Genomic DNA, 22921 nt, shown 5'->3' with positions numbered 1-22921 from the left:
GAGAGACGATGACCCGACGACTGACGGCCGCGCTGGCGGCGCTCCTGCTCACGGTGATCCCGTTGGCAGCAACGCCCGCCTCCGCCGCCCCGCGCGTCGCCGCCGACCAGGTGTTGACCTGGACCGCCGACGACAGCATCACCCGCTACAAGTCCGCGCCCACCACGGCCGTGGCCGGGGCGACCACGATCATCTGGGAGAACAGCGCGGCCACCGGCAACACCACCGGGATGCCGCACACCCTGACCTTCGACACCAGCACCGAGGGTTACAACCACGACGTCACCCTCAACATCCTGGCCAGCCCGTTCGACGCCAACAACGGCCGCCACCAGGCGACCGTGACGCTGACCCCGGGCCGGTACCGGTACTTCTGCTCGATCCCCGGCCACAGCGAGATGGTCGGTGAGCTGGTGGTCACCGACGGCGGCGGAGGCGGCGACACCACCGCGCCGACCGTGACCGCCGCGGTCTCCGGTGACCAGGACCAGGACGGCAACTACGTTGGCGCGGCCACGGTGACCGTGACGGCCACCGACGCCGACTCGGGGGTGCAGACCGTCGAGTACCAGGTCGACGACACCAGCTTCCACCCGTACACGGGGCCGGTGCAGGTGACCGCGATCGGCGACCACGCGGTGCAGTTCCGCGCCACCGACCAGGCCGGCAACACCAGCGCCGTCGGCTCGGTGGCGTTCCGGATCGTCGAGCCGGGGGAGGAGGACACCACCCCGCCGGTGGTCACGGCCGCACTGGCCGGCGACCGCGACGGCAACGGCAACTACATCGGTACGGCCACCGCCACGTTGGCCGCCACCGACAGTGGATCCGGTGTCGCCACCATCGAGTACGCGCTGGACGGGGCGGCGTTCACCGCGTACACGAACCCGATCGTGGTGAACGCGGCCGGGATGCACATGCTGCACTACCGGGCGACCGACGTCGCCGGCAACACGTCGGCCGAGCAGATGGCCCACTTCACCGTCGTCGAGCCGCAGGCCGAGGACACCACCCCACCCACGGTCGCCGCCACGGTCGCCGGTGACCGCAACGACGACGGCGGGTACGTCGGCGGCGCGACCGTGACCGTCACCGCCACCGACGCCGAGTCGGGAGTGGCAACGATCGAGTACGCGCTCGACACCGGAGGCTGGACGGCGTACGCCGCTCCGGTCGCCGTCCGCGCACCCGGCGCGCACACCCTGCGGTACCGGGCGACCGACACGGCGGGGAACTCCTCCGCCGAGCAGTCGACGACGTTCACCGTGGTGGCCGACGGCACCGACCGCTGCCCCGACTCGGACACCCGGGCCACCGTGATCATCGACGGCGGTGACAGCGGTGTGGCCAACGTGGACGCCGGCGACGGCTGCACCATCAACGATCTGATCGACGAACACGCCGACTACCCCGGCCACGCCGCGTTCGTCCGGCACGTCGAAGCGGTCACCGCCGCGCTCGTGACCGGCGGCACGCTCGACCGGCGGCAGCAGGGCGCCATCGTCCGGGCCGCGGCCCGATCGGACGTCGGCGCATGAGTCCTCGAACCTCATCGACAGGGAGTACAACGATGCCCGGACGTACCGTCGCCAAGCTGGCCACCGTGAGCGCCGTCATCGCGGCCTCGGTGCTGGCCGTGGCGCCCAGCGCACACGCTGACCTGGTCACCCACTGCATCGGCACCGGCGGCGCGGTGACCGTGCCCAACGACCTGCTCGTGCCCGCCGGCGAGTCCTGTGCGTTGACCGGCACCACGATCACCGGCAACGTCACCGTCGCGGCCGGCGGCAACCTGGTGGTGACCGGTGGCCGGGTCAGCGGTGAGGTACGTGTCGCCGCCGACGGGTACCTCGACGCGACCGAGACGACCGTCGACGGCCAGGTGGTGCTCGCCGCCGGGGGGTACGGGATCTTCCTGAAGGACGCCCGCACCGGCACCGTGACCGTGCGGGCGAAGGGCTCCACGACCATCGACAGCTTCCTGTTCGCCGAGGCGTCGACGGTCACCGGGCACGTCAACGTCAGTGCCGGTGAGGTCCGGCTCGACCGTGGCACCCAGGTGCAGCGCAACCTCAGCAGCACCGGCACCTACTACACCGATCTGCATGACTCGTTCGTCGACGGCACGCTGTCGGTGCTCAACAGCGCCACCGGCAGTGTGGTGTGTGGCAGCGCGGTCCAGGGTCGGGCCACGTTCGCCGGCAACCTGGGTGGTGTGCAGCTCGGCCCGAACGGCACCCTCGACAGCTGCGCCTCCGGCGGCTACTGGGGTGGGGACGTGAGCATCACCAGCACCACCGGTGGCGTCACCGTCGACGACAACATCATCAACGGTCAGTTGGCGGTGACGTCCAACGACCCGGTCGCCCAGGTGGCCGCGAACAACCGGATCCGTGGCGGGGTGACCGGTGACCAGGCCGCGGCGACCACCAACCGGTCGGCCCGGGTGGCCGGCCCGGACCGGGAGGACGCCGGCGACCAGCGGGCCGAGATCCGCCGTACCTCGGCGGTGCAGGAGGCCACCGAGGCGGGCGCCGCCCGGCTCTAGACGAGTAGGTCCCAACCCCGGCTGGGGCGGTGGCGGCGGCCGGCGATGACCGTCGGTCACCTCCGTCGGGGCGGATGCGGTAGTGAGCGGTATACCTCAGAGTCATATTCATACCTCTGAGGTATACCGCTCACCAGCACATCGACAGGGCGGGCTAGTGCGTTGTCCATGAACGTTCACCAGGTTGGTGACACGCCGGGTGGTATCCGTCCGGACGGTGTGCTGTGGTCCCACCCTCGGTAGCGGCTGTGTTCGTTGTTGAGGGTGGGGTGGGTTGCACGAGCCCGATTCACGAGAACGGGACGCATGCGTTATTTTCCCCACAGATCTAATCTATTGACGCAATGCGATGTATTAGTCACTGTAGTCGCATGAAACCACGGCTGTTCCTCATCGCCGCACTCGCCGCTGTCGTCGCCACCCTCACGGTGCCCTCGGCCGCCCACGCCAACCCCGACGACAGCAACCGCGCGAGCGTTGCCGGAATCTCCGCGCAGGCCATCCAGGCCGGCCCCGACGACAACAACAACGCAAGCGTTGCCGGGATCTCCTCGCAGGCCGCTGGCTCCTGCCCCTACACGGCCCTGTGCCTCTACACCGAGGGCGATTTCCGCGGCCGCATGTTCGTGATCTACGCCTGTGGCAACTACGCGCTGTTCAACTGGAACGGCTGGGGGTCCGTCTACAACAACCAGACTCCGAGCTACTGGGCCTATCTGCTGGACCAGAACGGCAATGAAGCCCACGGCTTCGTCGACGGAGCCGGCGCAAGCTGGGTGGAATTCGACCCGTACTGGTACGCCAAGCCCTGCTAGTGCTCCGACCATGAACGTTCACGGTGTGGGTCAGGCTGCCACACCATCGGTGCGCAGGTCGGGGTCCGATGCGACAGCGGCCGGTCGCCCCCAGGGGTGACCGGCCGCCGCCGTCGTACCGGGTCGACTAGAAGTTACCGGCCGAGTTGCACTTCACGCCCTGGTCGAGGCAGTTGCGCACCCGGGCGGCGAGCGCCTCGTCCTTCCACGCGTTGAAGAAGTCCGCGTGCATGGAGAACGACGTGCCGGACGCGAGGGTGATGCCGTCCGTGTTCGCGCTCAACGGGTACGAGATCACGAAGGACACCGACGGTACGGGCACCGGGTGGCTCTTCGGGCACGCCCCGGTGTGGTCCCCGTTGGCCATGTGCGCCTTGTGATCGGGGCTGTCCAGGTGCTTGCCGTCCCAGCAGTCCGGGAAGGTGATCTGCCGGACGATGTTCGCGGTCTTGGCGCAGACCGGGAACGTCTTGTCGGCGCTGCGGCCGACCTCTCCGCCGATGCCGGCGCACCAGAAGTGGTTGCCCTGCTTGTCCGGGGTGTCGACCTGGTTCTTGGCGTCACCGGTGATCATGCGTAGGCCGAACGGGAAGGGCTGGGTCTTGCTCGGATCCTTCAGGCGGGAACCGTAGTAGACGGTCACCTCCTTCGGGTCCACGACCTTGCCGTTCTGGTACATCGTCGGCACCCAGTAGGCGGACTGGTCGTCCGGCGAGTTGCAGGTGGTCGCCTTCGACGCCCGCAGCGATTCGGCGGTCGAGTTGGCGTCGGTCGACTTGTTGCCCCAGAACGTGTGGTTGTGCGAGCCGCCCACGAGATTGGGCAGCACGATCGGGTCGTCGCTGTTGTGGTGGCTGGTCGTACAGCCGACGTTGAATTCGGGCACCTTGACGGGGTTGCCGGTGACCGGCTTGGGCTTGCGAGCGAAGAACGCCTTCGTCGCGGCGGCCTGCGCGGCGGCGTCGATGGTGATCCAGCCGCCGGACGCGGTGGGCGGGGCGGCGCTGGTCGCCGGGGTTCCCGGCTTGCCCGGCGCGGACGGGGTGGCCGAGGTGCCCGGTGCGTTCGGCGTGGCCGACGGGTCGCCGGGGGTGGTGGCCGTCGGCGCGTCCGGGCCGGACGAGCCGATGCCGGTGTCGCTGGACGGGCCGGACGCGCCGGGAGCGCCCGGCGCCTCCTTGCATCCGCCGGCGAGCGCCACGCTCACCAGCAGCAGGGCGGTGACGGAACGACGGTGACGAGGGGTGGATCGGAGATTTATCAACGGGGGAGCACCTTTCTTCCGAGCACGAAGAATACGAGTCGCCCCCCTGCTCGTTTCCAACGGAAACGGTTAATTCTCCCTTAAATATCGCTCAGCGATTGCCTGGTCAGGTTTGTGGAGTCGCTGCGATGTCGACTCAATCTCAATTCTCTGATTCTTCTCCAAAAACTGTAATCGAGGGCTGCGGCGGCACTCTGCTCTTTCGTCGAGTCATGTCCGCGCGGCGAAGGGGAAGCGCAACCGACGGCCCGGACCGCGTGCGGTGCCGAACGTTCCCACCTTCGTTGCGTGATTCCCGGAAACAGCGCAGGGTGCCGCCGACGCGGAGAGAATTGCCGCCACGGAGCACACGGAAGCCGGGGGACGTTGGATGGGGTTACGAAGGCGCATGGCACTCGTGGCGGTGACCGTCGCGGCGACACCGCTGGTCATCGGCGGGTGCACCACCGAGCGGAAGCCCGCCGTGCGCCCCGCCGAGCGGGTGGTGCCATCGCCCGAACTGACCCTCACGCCCGCCGACCTGTCCCGGAACGTGCCGCTCAGCGCCGAGGTGGTTCCGCTCGTCACGGGCGGAAAGATCACTGCGGTGCGCATCGTCGACGACACGGGCACGCTGGTCCGGGCGGAGCCACGCGAGGACGGCTCGGCCTGGGTGCCGACCGCTCCGTTGCGGCCGCAGCACACCTACACCGCGGCGGTGACCGCCACCGGCGACTCCGGGCGGACCACCACCCGCACCACCACCTTCACCACCGCGGCGGCGTCGACGAAGCCGCAGGTGACCAGCACCCTGTACGTCGCCGACAGGCAGACGTACGGCACGGCCATGCCGGTGACCATCGGCTTCGATCCGCCCATCGCCAGGGCGGCCCGCGCCGACGTGCAGCGCCGGTTGTTCGTCACCACGAACCCGCCCCAGCCGGGCGTCTGGTCCTGGGTGGACGACGGCAGCCAGGTCTACTACCGGGCTCCCGACTTTTGGCGGCCGGGCACGACCATCAGTGTCCGGGCCGGCCTGGCGGGCCTGCCGATCGGCAAGAGCCACATCGGCGACGCCGACCGCACCGCGACGTCCCGGATCGGACGGCAGGTGGCGCTCGAAGTCGACAACGCCACCAAGCAGATGCGTGTGCTGCGGGACGGCAAGCTGATCCGCAAGATCCCGGTCAGCCTCGGCAAGCGCAGCACCCCCACGTCCAGCGGCAAGATGGTGATCATGGAGAAGTACCAGCACACCACGTTCGACACGCGCGGCGAGCCGAACGGCGGCTACGTGGTGAACGTCAAGGACGCGCAACGGCTCACCTGGGGCGGCGAGTTCATCCACGGGGCACCCTGGTCGGTGTCGGATCAGGGACACCGCAACGTCTCGCACGGCTGCACGAACATCTCGGCGGCCAACGCCGACTGGTTGATGGGCGTCACCCAGGTTGGTGACCTGGTCACCTTCACCGGCACCGAGGTCCGGCTCCAGTCGGGCAACGGCTGGACGGCCTGGAACACCAGTTGGGGCCAGTTCGTCAAGGGCAGCGCTCTGCCCGTACCCGCGGATCTCCGGACGGCCCCGGCGTCCGCGCCGCCCGCGCGTGCGGTCGCTGGTGGCCCGCCGACGCCGGGGCCGGCCGCCTCCGGCGGTTGAACCACCGGCGTCGGCCGGGTTGATCTCGTCGCCGTCGTAGCTGGCCGACATGTCGGTGTCGGCGCTGCCCAGGTGCAGGCCCGTCACGAGGGTCCCCTGGCCGGCGAGTTCCAGTCGGACTCCGTTGGTCAGGCTCCACTCGGCCGCCTTCGCCACGCCGTAGGCGTTGGCCCCGTGGTAGGAGAACCACGACATCGCCGACAGGACGTTGAGAATCCCATGCGAGCTACGGTAAAACCTGACGTTCACGTAAGGGACAAGGTTGTGTGACTGGCGTCATCGATTGGGGGAGGGGTCCATGCGGATCGGGGAACTCGCCACGAAGACCGGGGTGTCGGTGCGGGCCCTGCGCTACTACGAGGAGCAGGGCCTGCTGACCGCCGCACGAAGCACTGGCGGCCAGCGCCACTACCTCGACGACGCGGTCGACCGGGTGTATCTGATCCAGATGCTGTACGCAGCCGGCCTGTCCAGCCGAACCATCCTGGACCTGCTGCCCTGCGTCGACGCGAAGGTCAACACACCACAGTCGCGGGCCATGCTCCGCGCCGAACGCGACCGCATCGATCTGCAGATCACTCAACTTCGGCAGGCGCGCAAGCGGCTCGACGAGGTCATCGCGCTCAGCGAGAGCCCGGCCAGTGGCTGCACCCGAACGGACACCGGCGCCGCGGTGGCGTAGCGGCGCGGCGAGTTCGTCCCCGTCGGCCGGCCGGCCTCACGGCGATCGGTGGCGGCTCAGCAGGGCGGCGCTCGGCGTGTCGAGCTGCTCAGTTGCCAACGATCAAGGAATGGGCCAGCTCCGGGATGCCGTAGTGCTGGTCGAGGACCTGCATGGCCGCGCCCGCGGCGATCACGTCCGCGCCAAGGCTGGACAGGGCCACCCTCGTGCTGAGCCAGTCCGCGCGTCGTACGTCCGCCTGGACGGCTTCGGTGACCGCCGCGAGATAGGTCTGCGAATGCCGGAGGAGGTCCGCGCCGGCCAGCACCACGTGGGCGAGGTCGAGGGTCTGGAGCAGGTTGACGACGCCGACGGCCAGTACGCGGGCGGCGTGTGCGATGTCCCCGGCCTCGGCGGCGTGGTGGTGCACGATCTCCAGGCAGCCGTGCCGGCCGCAGACACAGCGGGGCCCGGTCAGGTCGACGACCGTGTGGCCGAACTCGCCCGCGTTGGTGTGCGCCCCCCGGTGGGCCGCGCCGCCCAGCCAGAAGCCCCCGCCGATGCCGGACTCGACCATGATGAGGGCGGCGTCGCCGAAGGTCGCGCCGTGCCGCCAAGCCTCCGCCGTGATCCCCGCGGTGACGTCCTTGTCCAGGTGGACGGGGAGGCCGAGGTGTTTCTCGGCGATCTCGCGCAGCGGTACGTCGTGCCAGTGCCGCAGGCCGTGAGCGTCCCGGACCAGGCCGTTGGCGCGGTCGAGTGGGCCGATCATGCCGATGCCCAGCCCAATGAGCCGGCCCCGCACATCGTCGATGCCGGCCATCGTGTCGATGCCGGCGCTCAGGGCGTCGAGGAGCTGCCCCGGGGTGAAGTCGCGCGGCAGCGGGCTGACCGCCGAGTGGTGCACGGTGCCGGCCAGGTCGACCAGGACCAGCCGCAGTGTGCGCCGGGCCACGTGCGCGCCGATCGCGTACCGGCTGTCCGGGACGAGCTCGTAGACGACCGCGGGCTTGCCGATGCCTGGACGCCGCACGCCGGCGGGGCGGATCAGGCCGTCGGCGGTCAGCCGGGCGATGACCTTGGAGACCGCCTGTGGGGTCAGGCCGGTGGCCTCGACCACTGTCGCGCGCTCGAACGTGCGAGCGGTACGCCCCACCGCCATGACCAGTGCCTGGTTGTAGCCGCGCAGGAAGGTGACGTCGGCAGTGACGCGAGTCATCTCACCACCCTATTACGCAACGCTGTTGCTAAATTTTTTCGGTGATCGAGTTGAGTAGCGGTCGACGGTTGGCGGCGCTGGCCGCCCTGGCACTGGGCGGCGTCGCGGTCGGCCTGACCGAGTTCGTGGCGATGGGGCTGCTGCCCGACATCGCCCGCGGTCTGCTCCCGCACGAGTACGCGCAGTCGTCCTCGGACGCGGTCGCCCGGGCCGGCTGGATGATCACCGCGTACGCGCTCGGCGTGGTCGTCGGCGCGCCGCTGATCGCCGCGTTGAGCGCGCGCCTGCCCCGCAAGAAGCTCGTCCTCGGACTGCTCGTGCTGTTCGCCGTCGGCACGGTCGCCTCCGCTGTCGCCCCCACCTTCGACCTGGTGCTGGTGGCCCGGTTCGCGGCGGCGCTGCCGCACGGCGCGTACTTCGGTGCGGCTGGTCTGCTCGCGGCGACCCTGATGGGCCCCGGTAACGAGGCCCGTGGTTTCGCCACCGTGCTCGGCGGTCTGACCGTGAGCAACCTGGTCGGCGTACCCCTCATCACGCGGCTCGGGCAGGCGGCGGGCTGGCGGGTCGCGTACCTCGTCATCGCCGGTTTCTTCCTGCTCACCCTGCTGGCGGTGCTGGCGGTCGTTCCGGAGGTCGCCGCGGCGGTCGACGGCTCGCCGGCCGCCGAGTTGCGGGCGCTGCGGACGTCGCAGGTCTGGCTGGTCGCCGCGACCGGCGCGGTCGGTTTCGCCGGCTTCTTCGCGGTGAACACCTACATCGCTCCGGTCACCACCGACGTCACCGGCCTCTCCGCCGCGACGGTGCCGTGGGCGTTGGTAGCGGTGGGTCTCGGGATGACAGTCGGCAACGCCCTGGGCGGCTGGCTGGCGGACCGCGACCTCCAGCGGAGCACGGTCATCGGCTTCGTGGCGATGATCGTGAGCATCGCCGTGTTCAGCCTCGTGGCGTCGACCCGCGTCGGCCTGTTCGTGGGCGCGTTCCTGGTCGGTGCGACCAGCCTCTATCTCGGTCCGGTCCTGCAGGCGCGACTGATCACCGTCGCCCCAGGAGCGCAACTGATGGGCGCGGCACTCAACCAGTCGGCCATGAACATCGCGAACAGCCTGGGCGCGGCGCTGGGCAGCGTCGCCATCGCCGCCGGACTCGGTTACCTCGCGCCGGCCCGGGTGGGCGTCGTTCTGGCGGTCGTCGGGTTGATCCTGGGAGTGGTCAGCTTCGCCGTCGGGCGACGGGTGCGCGAGCGGGCCCCGGTCACCGTCTGACGGGTGCGCGAGCGGGCCCCGGCCACCGTCTCGACCTGGGTGGCCGGGGCGCCCGCGAGGCGCGGTCAGAAGTCGTCGACGCTGACCGTCACCCGGTCGGTGCTCGATCGCCAGTTGGGCACGTTGATCACCTCGTAGCCGCCGCCGCGTTGGCCCACGGTGATCCGCACCAGGCCGAGGTGTGCCGGCGTCGCCGGGATGAAGACGTCCATGCCGGTGATGAAGGTCTGGCTGAAGAACTCCGGCAACGGGGCCGTCAGGTCCGTGACGCCATCGCTGTCGTCGTCGAAGGCGAAGATGCCGATCGTCCGCTTGGCGCGCGGTGTGTTCGCCGCGTTCAGGACATCCCTGCCGTTGATCCAGAGGTGGTCGCCGGCGTCGCCCTGGTCGCCCCACCACTCCTTCTGGCGTTGGATCGTGAGCGCCGTGTGCCGGTCGCTGGTGTCGACCAGGGCGCTGAGGCCCCCACCCGGCTCGCTGGTCGCGAGGCGCACGAACGAGTCCGAGCGCAGGAACGGCTGGAAGTAGAAGTGGTGCGTCGCGGTGCCGGGGCGCACGATGGCGAACTCGTAGCGGGCCGTGGCGAGCACCGGGAGGGGGCCGAACGAGCCGTCGCCACCGAGCGACAGCCGATGCGCGGGCCGGTGGGACAGCCGGCCGCCGGTCAGCGGGTTGACCGGGTAGACCTCGAGAGTCGCACCGGTGACACCGACGTTGCTCGGAAAGAGCACGGCGCGGCCGGAGACCCGGGCGGCGCCGAAGAGTTCGGGCACGATCCGCGTCGTGTGGGGCGTGCGTCCCTGAAGGAACCGGAAGATCTCGCCGAACGACTCCGCCGACGACACGGTCTGGGTGTGGGACTGGTCCGGCAGGCGGACGTTGGTCGCGCCGACGATGGCGCGGGCCGGATCGCCCTCGCCCCAGATCGCGAGAGTGGGCACACCACCCGGCGGGGAGGTCGCGGTGCGCCCGTCCAGGTTGACGTAGTGCGCGACCCGGGCGGCGCGCTCCGGCGAACTGCTGAGGTAGCCCTGCGAGACGAAGGTGCCCAGCGAGTGCGCGAGCAGGTCGACCCGGTCCGCGCCGGTGGCTGCCAGCAGGCGGGAGATCCGTGCGTCGAGCCCCGCGTACACCTGGGGCAGGATCGTCGCGACGTTCGGGGAGTCGTACTCGTGGGCTTCGATGATGTCGATCGGGTAGCCGTTGCTGGCCAGCCGTTTGGCCTGGGTCTCGAACTGCGCCGCCGATCCCGCGCTGCCGTGCACGAAGATCACTGGACGGTACGTCGGTGTGGCGGCGGCTTCGGCGGCGCGTGGAACGGCGACGGCGGACAGGCTGGCCACGAGGGCGACCCCGGCCAGCACGGAGAGCAGCCACCGGCGAGATGTGTGCATCGATCCTCCACCTGGACGGACGAAGTATTTGCACTGCTAGCGCAAGTATCGTGTCAGGACGTGGCGCGATGGTCCACACCTTCCGGTCGAAGCCGGTGTCGCGCAGGGTGAGCGGGCCGGTCAGGTTGCTCGTGAGTGCCTGGTCGAGCCGCTGGCCGGTAACCTTCTCGACGAGCCTGTCAGCCCCATGAACTCGACGTCTGACCCGTCCGAACGTCGACCTCGCCCGGCCCATCGGTTCACACAGGGTCATCTGGCGGACACAGCCGGTTGCCGTTCGGAGCGGTTGTGCGACGATCGGCGGGCATCATGTCGAACGACCGTCCACCGGTCTGTCCGCGCGCGTGGACAGTCACCGGGGAGGGCACACACCCCGTTACCCCCTTGGAGAGCACGATGTCCCTCTCCCCGTCCCGGGTCTTCGCAGAGCTGAATGCTGCTCGACCCCCTGACCAGCCATCCCCGACGATGGGAACGGCCGTCGTGGTCGGCGGCAGTGTCGCCGGTCTGCTGGCCGCCCGGGTGCTGTCCGACCACGCCGACACCGTCGTCATCATCGACCGGGACGACCCGCAGGTGACCGGCGCGCGGCCCGGCGTACCCCAGGGGACGCAGCTGCACGCGCTGCTGCCCGGCGGCCTCCTCCAGTTGGAGCGGCTGTTTCCCGGATTCCGCGACGAGGCACTGGCGCGCGGAGCAATCGAGGCGCCGCCCGAGGCCCGGCGCAACTACCTCGACGGGCGTCTGAAGGTCGTCGTCCCCGACGACGCCGACAGTCTGGCAGGCAGTCGGCCACTCCTGGAGGGGTTGATCCGCCAGCAGGTGCTCCGACTGCCCAACGTCAAGACGATCACCGCCCGCGCCACCGGCCTCGTGTTCGACGGCACCGCGGTCACCGGGGTCCGCTGTGAGGTCGGTGGGGTGCCCGGTGTCGAGCGCGGTGACCTGGTGGTGGACGCCATGGGGCGGTCCAGCAAACTGTCGGACTGGCTGGAGCAATCCGGCTGGGAACGGCCGGTCGCCCGGCGGATGACCGTGCATCTCAACTACGCGACCGCCCTGTTCCGTCGCCCGGAACTCACCCCGGCCTCGACGGTCGTGCTGGCACTGAACACCCCAAGGATGGCGGTGGACGTGGCCGGGGCCGCGTTCTTCGCCATCGAGGACGGCCGGTGGATGGCCATGATGGCCGGTTACGGCACCGACCGCCCGGGGCGCACCGCGGCGGACTTCGTCCGGCGCCTGCGGGAGCAGTTCCCACCGGAGTTCGGCGAGGTCGCCGAGCAGGAAATGATCGGCGACGTCCAGACCTACCACCATGCCGACAGCCGGCGACGGGACTTCCACGCGCTCAAGCGGTTCCCGGCCGGCCTGATCAGCGTCGGAGACGCCGTCGCGTCGTTCAACCCGGTCTACGGGCAGGGCATGACGGCGGCGGCGCTGCACGCGGCCTGCCTGTCGACGTACCTCCGGTCCGGCCCGGATCTGCGGGCGCCCGCGCGCCACTACCTGGCGCTCCAAAAGGTCGTGGTCGACGCCGCCTGGTCGATCTCGACCTCGGCGGACCTGGCGTTGCCCCACGTCGACGGGCCCTACCCGCGCGGCTACCGGCTCTCCAACTGGGCCAGTAGGCAGATCATCGCCGCGACCGTCACGGACGTGACGACCGCCCGGCGGTTCAACGACGTCGTCTCCATGCGCCAGCACCCGCGCTCACTGGCCCGGCCCGGCGTGCTCCTGGGCGCCCTGCGCGCCAACCGGCGCGCACACTGAGCGAGGACCCGGCGGCCTCGCCTGCGAGGCCGCCGGGACAGCCCTAGCGGGGAAGCTTGCGGAGGATGTCGACCACGAAACGGTGGTCGTCCAGCTGTGGCAGCCCGGAGACACCGACCCAGCCCACCACGCCGGTGCCGCGCACCCGCAGTGGCACCGCGCCCCCGGCCGCCGCGTACCGCGAGGCCGGCAGGCCGAACCTCTCGGCCAGTGTCACCTGCTTGTCCTGGCACAGCCGGGCCATGTACAGCGAGGAGTGCTCGAACCGCATCACCACCCGCCCCTTGCGGCGCAGCCAGGCGTCGTTGTCGGCCGTCGACCCCGGCAGGCCACAGTGGAACAACTGGCGCCCGGCCCGCCACACGCCCACCGAGACCGGCAGCCGCTGCTCGGTCGCGGCGGCGACGGCGAGCATCCCCAGTTCGTACGCGTCGGTCTCGGACAGACCCGCGAGCTCCAGCTCGTTCTCCTCGCGCAGCAGCTCGTCCAGCGTCGGCCACGACTCACGGTCAGCTGACATGTTTCTTCTCCTCTGTTGTGCGGGCGATCACCAGTTTGTCGTGCGGGGCGATCACCAGGCGCAGGGCGCGTAGTCCTTCAGGAAACAGCCGTACAGGTCCTCGCCCTGCTCGCCCCGGACGATCGGGTCGTACACCCGGGCCGCGCCGTCGACCAGGTCCAGCGGGGCGTGGAAGCCCTCGTCGGCCAGCCGCATCTTCGTCGGGTGGGGGCGTTCGTCGGTGATCCAGCCGGTGTCGACGCTGGTCATCAGGATGCCGTCGGTCACCATCTCCTCGGCGCTGGTGCGGGTCAGCATGTTCAACGCCGCCTTGGCCATGTTGGTGTGCGGGTGCCCCGGCCCCTTGTAACCGCGACCGAACTGACCCTCCATCGCCGACACGTTCACCACGTACTTGCGCCGGGCCGACGCGGCGGCCATCGCCGGGCGCAACCGGCTGACCAGCACGAACGGTGCCGTGACGTTGCACAGCTGCACTTCGAGCAGCTCGACCGGGTCGACCTCCTGGACCCGCTGGACCCAGCTGTTGACCGAGTCGAGGTCGGGCACCAGCCCGCCGGCGTCGATGGCCGTGGACGCCGCGATCCGTTCCGGTGAGGCCGAGCCGCTGGTCAGTGCCAGCGCGGTCAGCGCGTGCGGGGTGAGCGCGGTCGACTGTGGTCCGGCGGTCAGGCTGCCCACCGGGGCACCCGGCCCGTCCGGCTTGGCGAACGTGATCAGCTCCGGCAGTGGACCGTCCGGCAGGGCCGCGGCCTCCGCGGCGATGAGTTGCGCGTACGCCCCGGGGGACCGGCGGACGGTCTGCGCCGCGTTGTTGATCAGAATGTCGAGAGGGCCCTGGCTGCTGACGTCGTCGGCGAGAGCGATCACCTGGGCGGGGTCGCGCAGGTCGATCCCGACGATGCGCAGCCGGTGCAGCCAGTCCCCGCTGTCGGGCATCGCCGCGAACCGGCGGACCGCGTCGTGCGGGAACCGCGTCGTCACCGTCGTGTGCGCGCCGTCGCGCAGCAGCCGCAGCGCGATGTACATGCCGATCTTGGCCCGGCCGCCGGTGAGCAGCGCGCGCCGGCCGGTCAGGTCGGTACGGGCGTCGCGGCGCTCCCGGTTGAGTGCGGCGCAGGACGGGCAGAGCTGGTGGTAGAAGGCGTCCACCTCGCGGTAGCGCTGCTTGCAGACGTAGCAGCCGCGCGGGTTGTGCAGGAAGCCCGCTGTCTCGCCCGCGACGGAGGACGCGAGCGGAATGCCCTGCGTCTCGTCGTCGATCCGCCCCGGAGCGCCGGTGGCGGTGGCCTCCGTCACCGCCCGGTCGGCGGCGAGGATGGCGTCCCGCCGCTCCTCCCGCCGCCGCTGCTTGATCACCTTGTAGAGGCGCGCGGTGGCTCGCTGCACCCGCACCACGTCGGGGTGGTCGGAGGGCAGCGCCTCCAACGCCTCGAAGACGCTGAGGCAGGCCTCCAGCCGGCTTCGGTCAATACCCTCTTGACCGTTTTCGGTAATGTTGTCCACCGTCATGCGTCGTTGTCTCGTCCCGTATCCCGTGCCGGCTCCAGCCGGCCCGCCCCAAGTCCGACCCGAAACGGTACGCGCCTCACGGCATCCGACGCACCTCGCGGCCCTCCCCAGCGAACTGCGCCTCCCGGCGCTGTCAGTCGGCGTCGACGTGGCCGAGCCGCCAGTAGCCCATGAAGGCCACCGCCCGGCGGTCCAGACCTCGCTCGGCGACCAGGTGCCGGCGCAGGGTACGGATGACCCCGGCCTCCCCGGCCAGCCACGCGTACAGCGGCACCGAGGCCACCTCCTCGGGCACCTCCCACAGGATCTCGGTGTCCACGTCCACGTCCGCCACGGGCTGGGCGGCCGTCGACGCACCGGGGGCCAGCAGTTCCCCGGCCGCGGCGACGACGGCGGGCACCAGCCGGCTGCCGTATCCGTCGGCGCCCCGGGCCAGCCAGCGGACCTCGACGCCGGGGGGTGCGACCAGCGGCAACACGTCGGCGGCGTCGGGTACCTCCAGCACGACCGTGCCCCGGGCGTCGACGGGGAGTCGCTCGCAGATGCTGCTGATCGCCGGCACGGCGGTCTCGTCGCCGGCCAACAGCAGGGCGCCGCCGGTCGACGGCCGAAACTCCACGCCGCCGTGGTTGCCGTCGAAGCCGGCGTCCGGCCCGACCAGGGCGATCTCGTCGCCGACGCTGGCCCGCCGAGCCCAGCGCGTCGCCGGGCCGCTGTCACCGTGCAGCACCAGGTCGACGTCGACCTCGGCCAGGTGCGGTCGGACCGCCCGCACCGTGTAGGTCCGAATCGGGTTGCGCTCGGGCTCCGGCAGCGCCCGCCACTTCGGGTACCAGTCCATCCCGTCCGGCAGGGTGGCCCCGCGCTGACCGGGCCGCGGCAGCGCCAGCTTGATCCGCTGGTCGTAACCGTTGTCGGCGAAGCGGTCCAGGTCCGCCCCGGTGAAGGTCACCCGGGTGAAGGACGGGCTGAGCCGGCGTACCGCGCGGACGGTGACGGCGAACACGCGCCACGGGGCGATGGGCAGGGTCTCGGTCATGGTGCCTCTCTCGACTCGGCCGGCGTCTACCGGGTGCTGCTCGCCACGGCGCGGGAACGCCACAGCAGCCAGACGAAGTACGGGGTGCCGATCATGGCGGTGACCAGGCCGGCGGGGATCTGGGCCGGCGCGATGACCGTCCGGCCGAGGGTGTCGGCGATGCTGACCAGCGCCGCGCCGAGCAGGGCGGCCACCGGGAGCACCCGGGAGTGCCGCCCGCCGACGAGCGCCCGCGCGGCGTGCGGGGCGACCAGGCCGACGAAGCCGATGACCCCGACGGCCGAGACGGCGGTGGAGGTGAGCAGCGCCGCCGCGCCGAGCGCGAGCAACCGGGTGCGTTCCAGGCGGACGCCCAGCACCCGCGGGGTGTCGTCGTCCAGCGTCATCAGGTCGAGTTCCCGGCGGGCGGCGACCACGGCCGGGGTGAGCACCAGCAGGGCGATCAGCACCGGCAGCACCTGGGTGGGCATGCGACCGTAGGTGGAGCCGGAGAGCCAGGTCAACGCCTTCCCGGTGTTCCACGGGTCGAAGGCGACGACCAGGTAGGTGATGACCGCCATGCCGCCCTGCCAGGCGCCGAAACCGATCAGCACCAGTCGGTCGGAGTTCAGTCCGCCGCGCCAGGCCAGGCCGTAGACCAGGGCGAACGCCAGCATCGCGCCGAGCCCGGCGACGCCGGAGACGGCCCACACACCGGCCAGCGGTACGAAGGTGAGCAGGGAGACGGCCCCGAGTCCGGCGCCCGCGGTGATGCCGAGGATGCCGGGTTCGGCCAGCGGGTTGCGGCAGACCGCCTGCACTGTGGTGCCGGCGACCGCGAGCGCCACGCCGGCCAGGACCGCCGCGGCGACGCGCGGCCACCGCTGGTCCAGCACAAAGGTGTACGCCGGCCCGGTGCTGCCGTTGACCCAGTTGACGACGTCACCGAGCAGCACCCAGGTGTCACCGGCGAGCATGCCGACCGTCACGGCGCAGACGGTCAGGACGGCGGTGCCGGCGACGACGCCCCGGTGGAAGGCGGCGGAGCGGACGGCAGCGTGCCCGCCGGGCGGACGACGGGTGGGGCCCGCGTCGCGGTGTCGGCGGGCCAGCCAGATGAGGATCGCCGCGCCGAACAGGGTGGTGACCACGCCGGTGGGGATGTCGACCCCGGCCTGCCCACCCATGACGGCCCGCAGCAGCACGTCGGAGCCGAGCACGATGATGACCCCGGCGATGCCGGACAACGGCAGCAGGATGCGGTGCCGGTGCACCCCCGGCAGCACGGGAGCGAGCAGCCGGACGATCACCGGGGCGCACAGGCCGACGAAGCCGACCGGGCCGGTGAGGGTGACGGCCGCGGCGGAGAGCAGCACGGCCAGCACCATGACGGTGAGCCGGGTACGCCGCACGTCGAGGCCGAGCACGGTGGCGGTGTCGTCGCCGAGGGCGAGGATGTCGAGGCGGTGCCCGAGCAGCACGAGCACGATGACGGCGCCGACGATCACCGGAGCGAGTTGGGTCAGCGCGGTCAGGTCGCTCTGCACCAGGGAGCCGTTCCCCCAGGCGAACAGCCCGATGGTGGCCTGCTCGAACAGGAGCAGCAGCAGGGTGGTCACCGACCCGAGCGCCAGCGCGGTCGCCGAGCCGGCGAGGATCAGCCGGGTGGTGCCGGCCTGCCCACCGGAGGACATCGCCATCACCAGGCCGGCGGCGGCCAGCCCGCCGCAGAAGGCGAGGCCGCCGGCGGGCAGCGCGGGCAGCGAGACGCCGAACGCGGCGACGGCGACGATCGCCAGGTGGGCGCCCGCGTTGACCGCGAGGGTGTCGGGGGAGGCGAGCGGGTTGCGGGCGATCGACTGCAACGCCGCCCCGGCGAACCCGAGCGCCACGCCGATGGCCAGCCCGGCCAGCAGCCGGGGCAGCCGGGAGGCGACCAGGACGCGGGCCGCCTCGTCGTCGGCGCCGGTCGCGAGCCGCAGCAGGTCGAGGGCGCCGACGTTCGAGGTGCCCTGGGTGAGGTGCACCGCGCCGACCACGAGCAGCAGCAGGATCGCGGCGACGAAGGCACCGGCGACGCGGGGCACGGCCAGGCGTCCGCCCGGGGCCGGCCGGGTGGCCGGCTCCGGGCGTGGGGGTGCGTCCAGCACGCTCACACCGTGTACGTCTTGACGAGTTCGTCGATGTACTGCTTGCCGGAGAGCGGACCGCCGAAGGTCCAGACGCCGTTGGGCATCTTGTGCAGGTTGCCCTGCCGCACGAAGGGCAGCGACTTCCAGATGGCGTTACCGGCGAGACCGTCGGCGAACACGTCGTCGCCGTCGGAGGCGTTGTAGAAGAGGTGCGTGTTCGGGTCCTTGAGGACGGTCATGCCCTCGACGTCGGTCTGGCCGAGGCCCCACACCTCGTCGGTCTTGCCGGTCCAGGCGTTGGTGAGGCCGAGCTGGATGCCGATCTGGGAGACCAGCGAGCCCTTGCCGAACATCCGGATGCTGACGGTGCTGCCCTCCTTCCAGCCGTCGGCGATGGCGAACGGCCGGCCGGCGGCACCGGCGTCGGCGATCTTCTTCTTGCCGTCGGCGAGGGCCGCGTCGAAGTCGGCGAGCAGCTTCTCCGCCTCGGTGGTCTTGCCGACCGCCTTCGCGATCATGTTGAGGTCGGTGCGCATCCGGCCGATGTTGTCGGTGGCGTCACTGCCCTTGGCGACCACGACGGGGGCGTACTTCTCCAGCTGGCTGACCATGTTGGCGCCCCGGTCGTCCTCCATCACGATGAGGTCGGGTTGGAGGGCGACGATCGAGTCGACGCTGGGCTCACCGCGGGTGCCGACGTCCTTGACCCCCGGGTCGAGCTTCGCGGAGGTGACCCAGGTGCCGTAGCCCTTGGGGTCGGCGACACCGACGGGCATGACGCCGAGGCTGACCAGCAGTTCGACCTCGCCCCACTCGAGCCCGACGACCCTGGTCGCCGGCGCCTTGAGGGTGATCTCCTTGCCCCGGCTGTCGGTGAGGGTGACCGGGCCGCCGGCCGCCGAGGGGGAGGTCCCGGGGGCGGCGGCGTTCTCGGTGGTGCCGCAGGCGCCGAGCGTCAGCGCGGCCACGACGGCGATGAGGGCGGTGAAACGGGTGCGGGTCATCACGGTCTTTCTCTGCTGTGGATGAGGGGTGTTCAGACCAGGGCGCGGAGCTGGTGCCGCCCGACGGGGCGGGTGGTGACCAGACCGCTGACCGGATCGGTGGTCACCTCGATACGGATCCCGTAGGTCTCGGTGAGGGCGTTCTCGGTGAACACCGTTGCCGGGGTGCCGGTGGCGCGGACCCGGCCCTGGTGCAACAGGACCACCTCGTCCGCCACCGCGGCTGCCTGGTTGAGGTCGTGCAGCACGACGCCGACGGCGACGCCGTGATCGTCCGCGAGGTCACGGACCAGGTCGAGGATCTCCACCTGGTAGCGCAGGTCGAGAAACGTGGTGGGCTCGTCGAGGAGCAGAACCGGGGTGTCCTGGGCGAGGCAGGTGGCCAACCACACCCGCTGCAACTCGCCGCCGGAGAGTTCGTCGACGGGACGGTCGCCCATCGCCGCGACGCCGGTGACGTCCATGGCCCGTGCGATGGCGGCAGGGCCGTCCGGATCCTCGGTGCGCCAGCGCCCCCGGTAGGGGTGGCGGCCGTAGCCGACGACGTCGCGGACGGTGACCCCGCTGGGCACCGGTCGGCTCTGCGCGAGCAGGGTGACCCGCCGGGCGAACTCCCGGGCCGGGAGGCTGGCGGCCGTGACGCCGTCGGCGAGGTGCACTGTGCCGGCCTCGATCGGGTGCAGCCGGGCCAGAGCCCGCAGCAGGGTGGACTTGCCGCTGCCGTTGGGCCCCACCAGTGCGGTCACGGCGCCGGCGCGGAGGTTGAGCACGGCGCCGTGCACCACCGGCACACCGTGATAGCCCAGACGGAGGTTGACGCCGGACAGGCTGCGCTCCCCGTTGACCGACGCCAACTCGTTCTGCATGAGGTTAGGCTAACCTAACCGAAAGGTGGCCTGTCAAGCCGGTCGCGGGGCCATGACCACCCCGGCGGACCGGTGCTCGTCGGGCCCGTGCGCGCGTGGGGGATGCTGGGTCCGTGCACATCGCGACCCTCGGCCCACTCGCCGTCGACGGCCAACCCGTTCGGGGTGAACGGCTCGCGGCGGTGCTCCGCGCGCTCGTCGACGCGCGAGGGCGGGCGGTCTCGGTGAGCCTGCTCGTGGACGCCGTCTGGGACGGCTCGCCACCCGACGACGCGACCGGCGCCGTCCAGGCGCTCGTGTCCAGGGTGCGCCGACTCAGGCTGCCCGTGGTCGCGGTGCCGGGCGGATACCGGCTGCCGGCCGAGGAGATCACCGTCGACGCGGTCGAGGCGCGGGCGCTCGTCGACCAGGCACGCACCGTGCTCCGGTGCGGTGACCTCGGCGTCGCCCGCGGCCTGGCCGATCAGGCGCGTGCCCTGTTCCCCGAGGTGCCGGAGCTGGTCAGCGCCGAGGACACCCGCCTGTTCGCGGAGGTCGCCGCGCTGCGCGCGCAGGCGGCACTCGCCGGCGTGGGCCCGTTCGACGAGGTCGACCTGGGCCGGCTCGTCGCGCGTACACCGCCGGACGAGCCGTCCGCCGCCCTGCTCGTCCGGGTGCTGGCCGCCCAGGGGCGGGAGGCGGAGGCGCTGGAGGTGGTCGAGCGGCTGCGCGCCGACCTGGCCGACCGGTACGGCACCGACCCGTCGCCGGTGATCACGGCCGTCCATCTGGCGCTGCTGCGCGGTGAGCTCACCGCCCCGCCCGTCGCGACGCCGCCCCGACAACCGGCGCGGATCACGCTGCCCGCCGCGTGGCGCCGTCCCATGGCCGCCCTCGTCGGGCGGGAGCGGGACGTCGAGGCCGTCACCGGCGCGCTCGCCGAGACACCTGTCGTGACGATCGTGGCGACCGGCGGGGCGGGCAAGACCCGGCTCGCCGCCGAGGTGGCCAGGCGCACGGCGGCGGCCGGGCAGGCCGTACGCGTGATCGAACTCGCCGGCCTGCGCTCGCCCGACGAGGTGCTGCCCACGGTGCTCGCCGCGCTCGGCGGTGCGGACACCACGACGACCGGCGGCAACCTGGGTCTGGAACGGCGGGTCCTCAGCCCCGAGGAGCGGCTGCGCGCGGTGGCGCCGGACCTGGACGGGCTGGTGGTGCTGGACAACTGCGAGCACGTGCTCGACGCGGTGGCCGTCGTCGTCGCGGACCTGGTCGCGGTGGCCTCGCCGGAGGTCGCCGTGCTCGCGACGAGCCGCGCCCCACTGGGCCTGGTCGGCGAACTGGTACACCGGCTGACCGCGTTGCCGGACGCCGACGCGCTCGCGCTGGTCGAATCCCGGGCCCGGGCCGGTGGAGCGGTGCCGACCTGGGACACCGAGCGGGCGCTCGCCCTGTGCCACCGGCTCGACAACCTGCCGTTGGCGCTCGAACTGGCCGCCGCACGACTGCGGCACATGCCGATCGACGACGTGCTCGCGGGGTTGACCGACCGGTTCGCGCTGCTCGACGACGCCCTGCGCGGCCTGCCCGAGCGGCACGCGAGCCTGTGGGCGTTGGTCGACTGGAGCAGGGAACTGCTCGCCGAGGCCGACCGGGACCTGCTCCAGCGGGTCGCGGTCATTCCCGCGCCGTTCACCGCGGACCTCGCCGCCGCCGTCGCGCAGGCCCCGGACGTCCGTCGCGGCCTGGCGAACCTCGTCGAACAGTCCCTGCTGACCCTGGTCGAGGGGGACGGTCCGCCGCGTTACCGAATGCTCGAAACGGTCCGTGAGTACGGCGAGGCCCGGCTGGACGCGGCCGGCGCCCGGGATCAGGCCATGGCCGGCCTGGTCGGGTGGGCGCGGGAGCAGGCCGTCGCACTGGCCGGCCGCTTCATCGGCCCCGGCCAGGTCGAGGCGCTGCACCGTTGTGCCGCCGAGCAGGACAACCTGGTCGCGGGCCTGCGGTGGGCGATGGGAGCCGACGACGAATCCGCGGCCGTCGACGTCGCCACCGCGCTGTTCCACCTCTGGTCCGTGCGGGGCCTGCACCTTGAGGTCCTCGCCTGGGCGCGCGGGCTGCTGCACATCGACGACCCGCAGCGGCGGCTGCGGTCGGCGATCCTGCGCGGCGCGGCCAGCGGCCGGCCACTGCCCAACGCCGACCGGCTGGCCTGGACGTGCGTGGTGATCAGCGTGAACGCCGGTGTCAGCGCCGACCTGCGGCCCGCCGTGCTCGCCCGGCGGGCGCTGCGGACGCTCCAGGCCGAACGTCCCGCCGAGGTGTCGCCCCGGCTGACCGCTCTCGCGTCGGCGCTGCCCGGCTTCGACGCCTCCGACGTGGAGCAGAGCATGAAGAGCGCGACCGAGATGGTCGCGCACCCGGACCCGTACGTGCAGGGACTCGGGCTGTTCGCGCGCGCGGCGGTACGGGAAAATGGCGGCCTGCCGGAAGCGTCGATCAGCGACGCCGAGCAGGCGTACCACCGCTTCGAGGTCGCTGGCGACCACTGGGGCATGGCCATGGCGGCGGGTGCGGTCGGACAGTTCCTGGTCCCGGGCGGCGATGCCCGATCGGCCGAGTGGCTGACCCGCAGCGTCCGGCACATGGAGTTGGTCGGCGCCACCCAGGACGCCCGGTCGATCCGGGTCCGGCTGGACGTGCAGCTCGCCCTGACCGGCGACGCGGACGCGGAGCGGCGGCTGGGCGAGACGGCCGCGCCGGGCCAGGCCGAGCAGATCGACGCCGCGCAGGCGCTGCTCGGCCTGGCCCACCTCGCCTGGCAGCGCGAGCGGTACGACGAGACGCTCGCCCACGCCGACGAGGTGACGCGCATCCTCGCCAGCTGGGTCGGGCCGCAGCCACAGCCGCGGGTGATGCTCCGGGCGACGGCGGCGATCATCTACCTGCGGGTGGCCCAGGCGGGGCGGGTGTCGGGCAACGACGCCACCGTCCAGGCGGCCGCGATGCTGTCGCTCGCCCGTGACGATGCGCTGACCTCGCGGGACCTGCCGGTGATCGGGGCGTGGGCGTCGGGCGGCGCGGAGTTCGCGGCGTACCGGGGTGACGTCGACACCGCCCGCGAACTGGCCATACTCGCCAAGCGGATCGGCACCCAGATCGAGATGTTCTTCCCCTTCGAGAACGGCGAACGGCTCAACGCCATCCTCGGGGACGAGGAGCAGCGTGAGCCGTTGCTGGCCGCGTGGCGCGAGCGGCCGCCCGCCGCGGCCGTCAGCCGGATCCGCGAGCTGATGGACGACCTGCTCGCCTGAC

The 22921-nt window shown here is 71.7% G+C and carries 17 protein-coding genes; 8 read left to right on the top strand and 9 right to left on the bottom strand.

Translation table 11 applies throughout. The annotated features are described in order from the left end of the window. Nucleotides 1-8 precede the first annotated feature (8 nt). The 3 genes from AC5L30_RS21215 to AC5L30_RS21205 all read left to right on the top strand — a co-directional run bounded on the left by AC5L30_RS21215 (nt 9) and on the right by AC5L30_RS21205 (nt 3363). Nucleotides 9-1538: an OmpL47-type beta-barrel domain-containing protein gene (locus AC5L30_RS21215; protein WP_494869330.1), complete on the top strand. Its 1530-nt coding sequence runs from the start codon at nt 9-11 to the stop codon at nt 1536-1538. Between the two features lie 32 nt (nt 1539-1570). Further along, entirely contained in the window at nt 1571-2548 is a 978-nt protein-coding gene (locus tag AC5L30_RS21210) for a hypothetical protein (protein WP_494869328.1), read from the top strand. Nucleotides 2549-2919: 371 nt separating this feature from the next. Continuing rightward, nucleotides 2920-3363, top strand: a complete 444-nt coding sequence (locus AC5L30_RS21205; RefSeq protein ID WP_494869326.1) for a peptidase inhibitor family I36 protein — start codon at nt 2920-2922, stop codon at nt 3361-3363. Between the two features lie 127 nt (nt 3364-3490). Here AC5L30_RS21205 and AC5L30_RS21200 read toward each other — a convergent pair whose 3' ends face one another. Beyond that, nucleotides 3491-4627, bottom strand: a complete 1137-nt coding sequence (locus AC5L30_RS21200; RefSeq protein ID WP_494869325.1) for a DUF1996 domain-containing protein — start codon at nt 4625-4627, stop codon at nt 3491-3493. A 388-nt stretch (nt 4628-5015) separates the two neighbouring features. Here AC5L30_RS21200 and AC5L30_RS21195 point away from each other — a divergent pair, with 388 nt between their 5' ends. After that, nucleotides 5016-6266, top strand: coding sequence for a L,D-transpeptidase (locus AC5L30_RS21195; protein WP_494869324.1), 1251 nt, complete (start codon nt 5016-5018; stop codon nt 6264-6266). A gap of 298 nt (nt 6267-6564) precedes the next feature. Then, nucleotides 6565-6948 (top strand): MerR family transcriptional regulator, encoded by a 384-nt coding sequence (locus AC5L30_RS21190; RefSeq protein WP_494869323.1) that lies wholly within the window; start codon nt 6565-6567, stop codon nt 6946-6948. Between the two features lie 88 nt (nt 6949-7036). Here AC5L30_RS21190 and AC5L30_RS21185 read toward each other — a convergent pair whose 3' ends face one another. Next, a complete protein-coding gene (locus AC5L30_RS21185) occupies nt 7037-8146 on the bottom strand; it encodes an ROK family protein (protein WP_494869321.1) in 1110 nt (369 codons plus the stop codon). Between the two features lie 41 nt (nt 8147-8187). Between AC5L30_RS21185 and AC5L30_RS21180 the strand changes: the two genes are divergently transcribed. Beyond that, a complete protein-coding gene (locus AC5L30_RS21180) occupies nt 8188-9408 on the top strand; it encodes an MFS transporter (protein ID WP_494869320.1) in 1221 nt (406 codons plus the stop codon). A 65-nt stretch (nt 9409-9473) separates the two neighbouring features. On the opposite strand, the gene AC5L30_RS21175 is transcribed toward AC5L30_RS21180, so the two are convergent. Next, a complete protein-coding gene (locus AC5L30_RS21175) occupies nt 9474-10802 on the bottom strand; it encodes an alpha/beta fold hydrolase (RefSeq protein ID WP_494869319.1) in 1329 nt (442 codons plus the stop codon). Between the two features lie 468 nt (nt 10803-11270). Here AC5L30_RS21175 and AC5L30_RS21170 point away from each other — a divergent pair, with 468 nt between their 5' ends. Beyond that, nucleotides 11271-12575: an FAD-dependent oxidoreductase gene (locus AC5L30_RS21170; RefSeq protein WP_494869318.1), complete on the top strand. Its 1305-nt coding sequence runs from the start codon at nt 11271-11273 to the stop codon at nt 12573-12575. A 43-nt stretch (nt 12576-12618) separates the two neighbouring features. Here AC5L30_RS21170 and AC5L30_RS21165 read toward each other — a convergent pair whose 3' ends face one another. The 6 genes from AC5L30_RS21165 to AC5L30_RS21140 all read right to left on the bottom strand — a co-directional run bounded on the left by AC5L30_RS21165 (nt 12619) and on the right by AC5L30_RS21140 (nt 19627). Then, complete coding sequence (locus tag AC5L30_RS21165; RefSeq protein ID WP_355010264.1) at nt 12619-13095, bottom strand: heme-degrading domain-containing protein; 477 nt, start codon at nt 13093-13095, stop codon at nt 12619-12621. A 51-nt stretch (nt 13096-13146) separates the two neighbouring features. Then, nucleotides 13147-14607: an SDR family NAD(P)-dependent oxidoreductase gene (locus AC5L30_RS21160; RefSeq protein ID WP_494869317.1), complete on the bottom strand. Its 1461-nt coding sequence runs from the start codon at nt 14605-14607 to the stop codon at nt 13147-13149. Nucleotides 14608-14740: 133 nt separating this feature from the next. Further along, complete coding sequence (locus tag AC5L30_RS21155) at nt 14741-15646, bottom strand: siderophore-interacting protein (protein WP_494869316.1); 906 nt, start codon at nt 15644-15646, stop codon at nt 14741-14743. Between the two features lie 26 nt (nt 15647-15672). After that, on the bottom strand, nt 15673-17772 hold the full coding sequence (locus AC5L30_RS21150) for an iron ABC transporter permease (protein WP_494869448.1): 2100 nt from the start codon (nt 17770-17772) through the stop codon (nt 15673-15675). Nucleotides 17773-17777: 5 nt separating this feature from the next. Further along, nucleotides 17778-18761 carry an ABC transporter substrate-binding protein gene (locus AC5L30_RS21145; RefSeq protein WP_494869315.1) on the bottom strand — a complete coding sequence of 328 codons (984 nt, stop codon included), beginning with the start codon at nt 18759-18761 and terminating at the stop codon, nt 17778-17780. Between the two features lie 32 nt (nt 18762-18793). Continuing rightward, nucleotides 18794-19627 (bottom strand): ABC transporter ATP-binding protein, encoded by an 834-nt coding sequence (locus AC5L30_RS21140; RefSeq protein WP_494869313.1) that lies wholly within the window; start codon nt 19625-19627, stop codon nt 18794-18796. A 113-nt stretch (nt 19628-19740) separates the two neighbouring features. On the opposite strand from AC5L30_RS21140, the gene AC5L30_RS21135 reads away from it, so the two are divergent. After that, nucleotides 19741-22920, top strand: coding sequence for an ATP-binding protein (locus AC5L30_RS21135; RefSeq protein ID WP_494869311.1), 3180 nt, complete (start codon nt 19741-19743; stop codon nt 22918-22920). Nucleotide 22921: the final 1 nt, after the last annotated feature.

Source organism: Micromonospora sp. BQ32 (assembly GCF_059358895.1).
The sequence above is the reverse complement of the archived record's forward strand: the minus strand, read 5'-3'. Positions and strand labels throughout refer to the sequence as shown.

What these genes read in the sequence shown, in the direction of transcription:
- AC5L30_RS21215 (WP_494869330.1), top strand. Translation starts at nt 9, where the DNA reads ATGACCCGACGACTGACGGCCGCGCTGGCGGCGCTCCTGCTCACGGTG.
- AC5L30_RS21210 (WP_494869328.1), top strand. Translation starts at nt 1,571, where the DNA reads ATGCCCGGACGTACCGTCGCCAAGCTGGCCACCGTGAGCGCCGTCATC.
- AC5L30_RS21205 (WP_494869326.1), top strand. Translation starts at nt 2,920, where the DNA reads ATGAAACCACGGCTGTTCCTCATCGCCGCACTCGCCGCTGTCGTCGCC.
- AC5L30_RS21195 (WP_494869324.1), top strand. Translation starts at nt 5,016, where the DNA reads ATGGCACTCGTGGCGGTGACCGTCGCGGCGACACCGCTGGTCATCGGC.
- AC5L30_RS21190 (WP_494869323.1), top strand. Translation starts at nt 6,565, where the DNA reads ATGCGGATCGGGGAACTCGCCACGAAGACCGGGGTGTCGGTGCGGGCC.
- AC5L30_RS21185 (WP_494869321.1), bottom strand. Translation starts at nt 8,146, where the DNA reads ATGACTCGCGTCACTGCCGACGTCACCTTCCTGCGCGGCTACAACCAG.
- AC5L30_RS21175 (WP_494869319.1), bottom strand. Translation starts at nt 10,802, where the DNA reads ATGCACACATCTCGCCGGTGGCTGCTCTCCGTGCTGGCCGGGGTCGCC.
- AC5L30_RS21170 (WP_494869318.1), top strand. Translation starts at nt 11,271, where the DNA reads ATGGGAACGGCCGTCGTGGTCGGCGGCAGTGTCGCCGGTCTGCTGGCC.
- AC5L30_RS21165 (WP_355010264.1), bottom strand. Translation starts at nt 13,095, where the DNA reads ATGTCAGCTGACCGTGAGTCGTGGCCGACGCTGGACGAGCTGCTGCGC.
- AC5L30_RS21160 (WP_494869317.1), bottom strand. Translation starts at nt 14,607, where the DNA reads ATGACGGTGGACAACATTACCGAAAACGGTCAAGAGGGTATTGACCGA.
- AC5L30_RS21155 (WP_494869316.1), bottom strand. Translation starts at nt 15,646, where the DNA reads ATGACCGAGACCCTGCCCATCGCCCCGTGGCGCGTGTTCGCCGTCACC.
- AC5L30_RS21145 (WP_494869315.1), bottom strand. Translation starts at nt 18,761, where the DNA reads ATGACCCGCACCCGTTTCACCGCCCTCATCGCCGTCGTGGCCGCGCTG.
- AC5L30_RS21140 (WP_494869313.1), bottom strand. Translation starts at nt 19,627, where the DNA reads ATGCAGAACGAGTTGGCGTCGGTCAACGGGGAGCGCAGCCTGTCCGGC.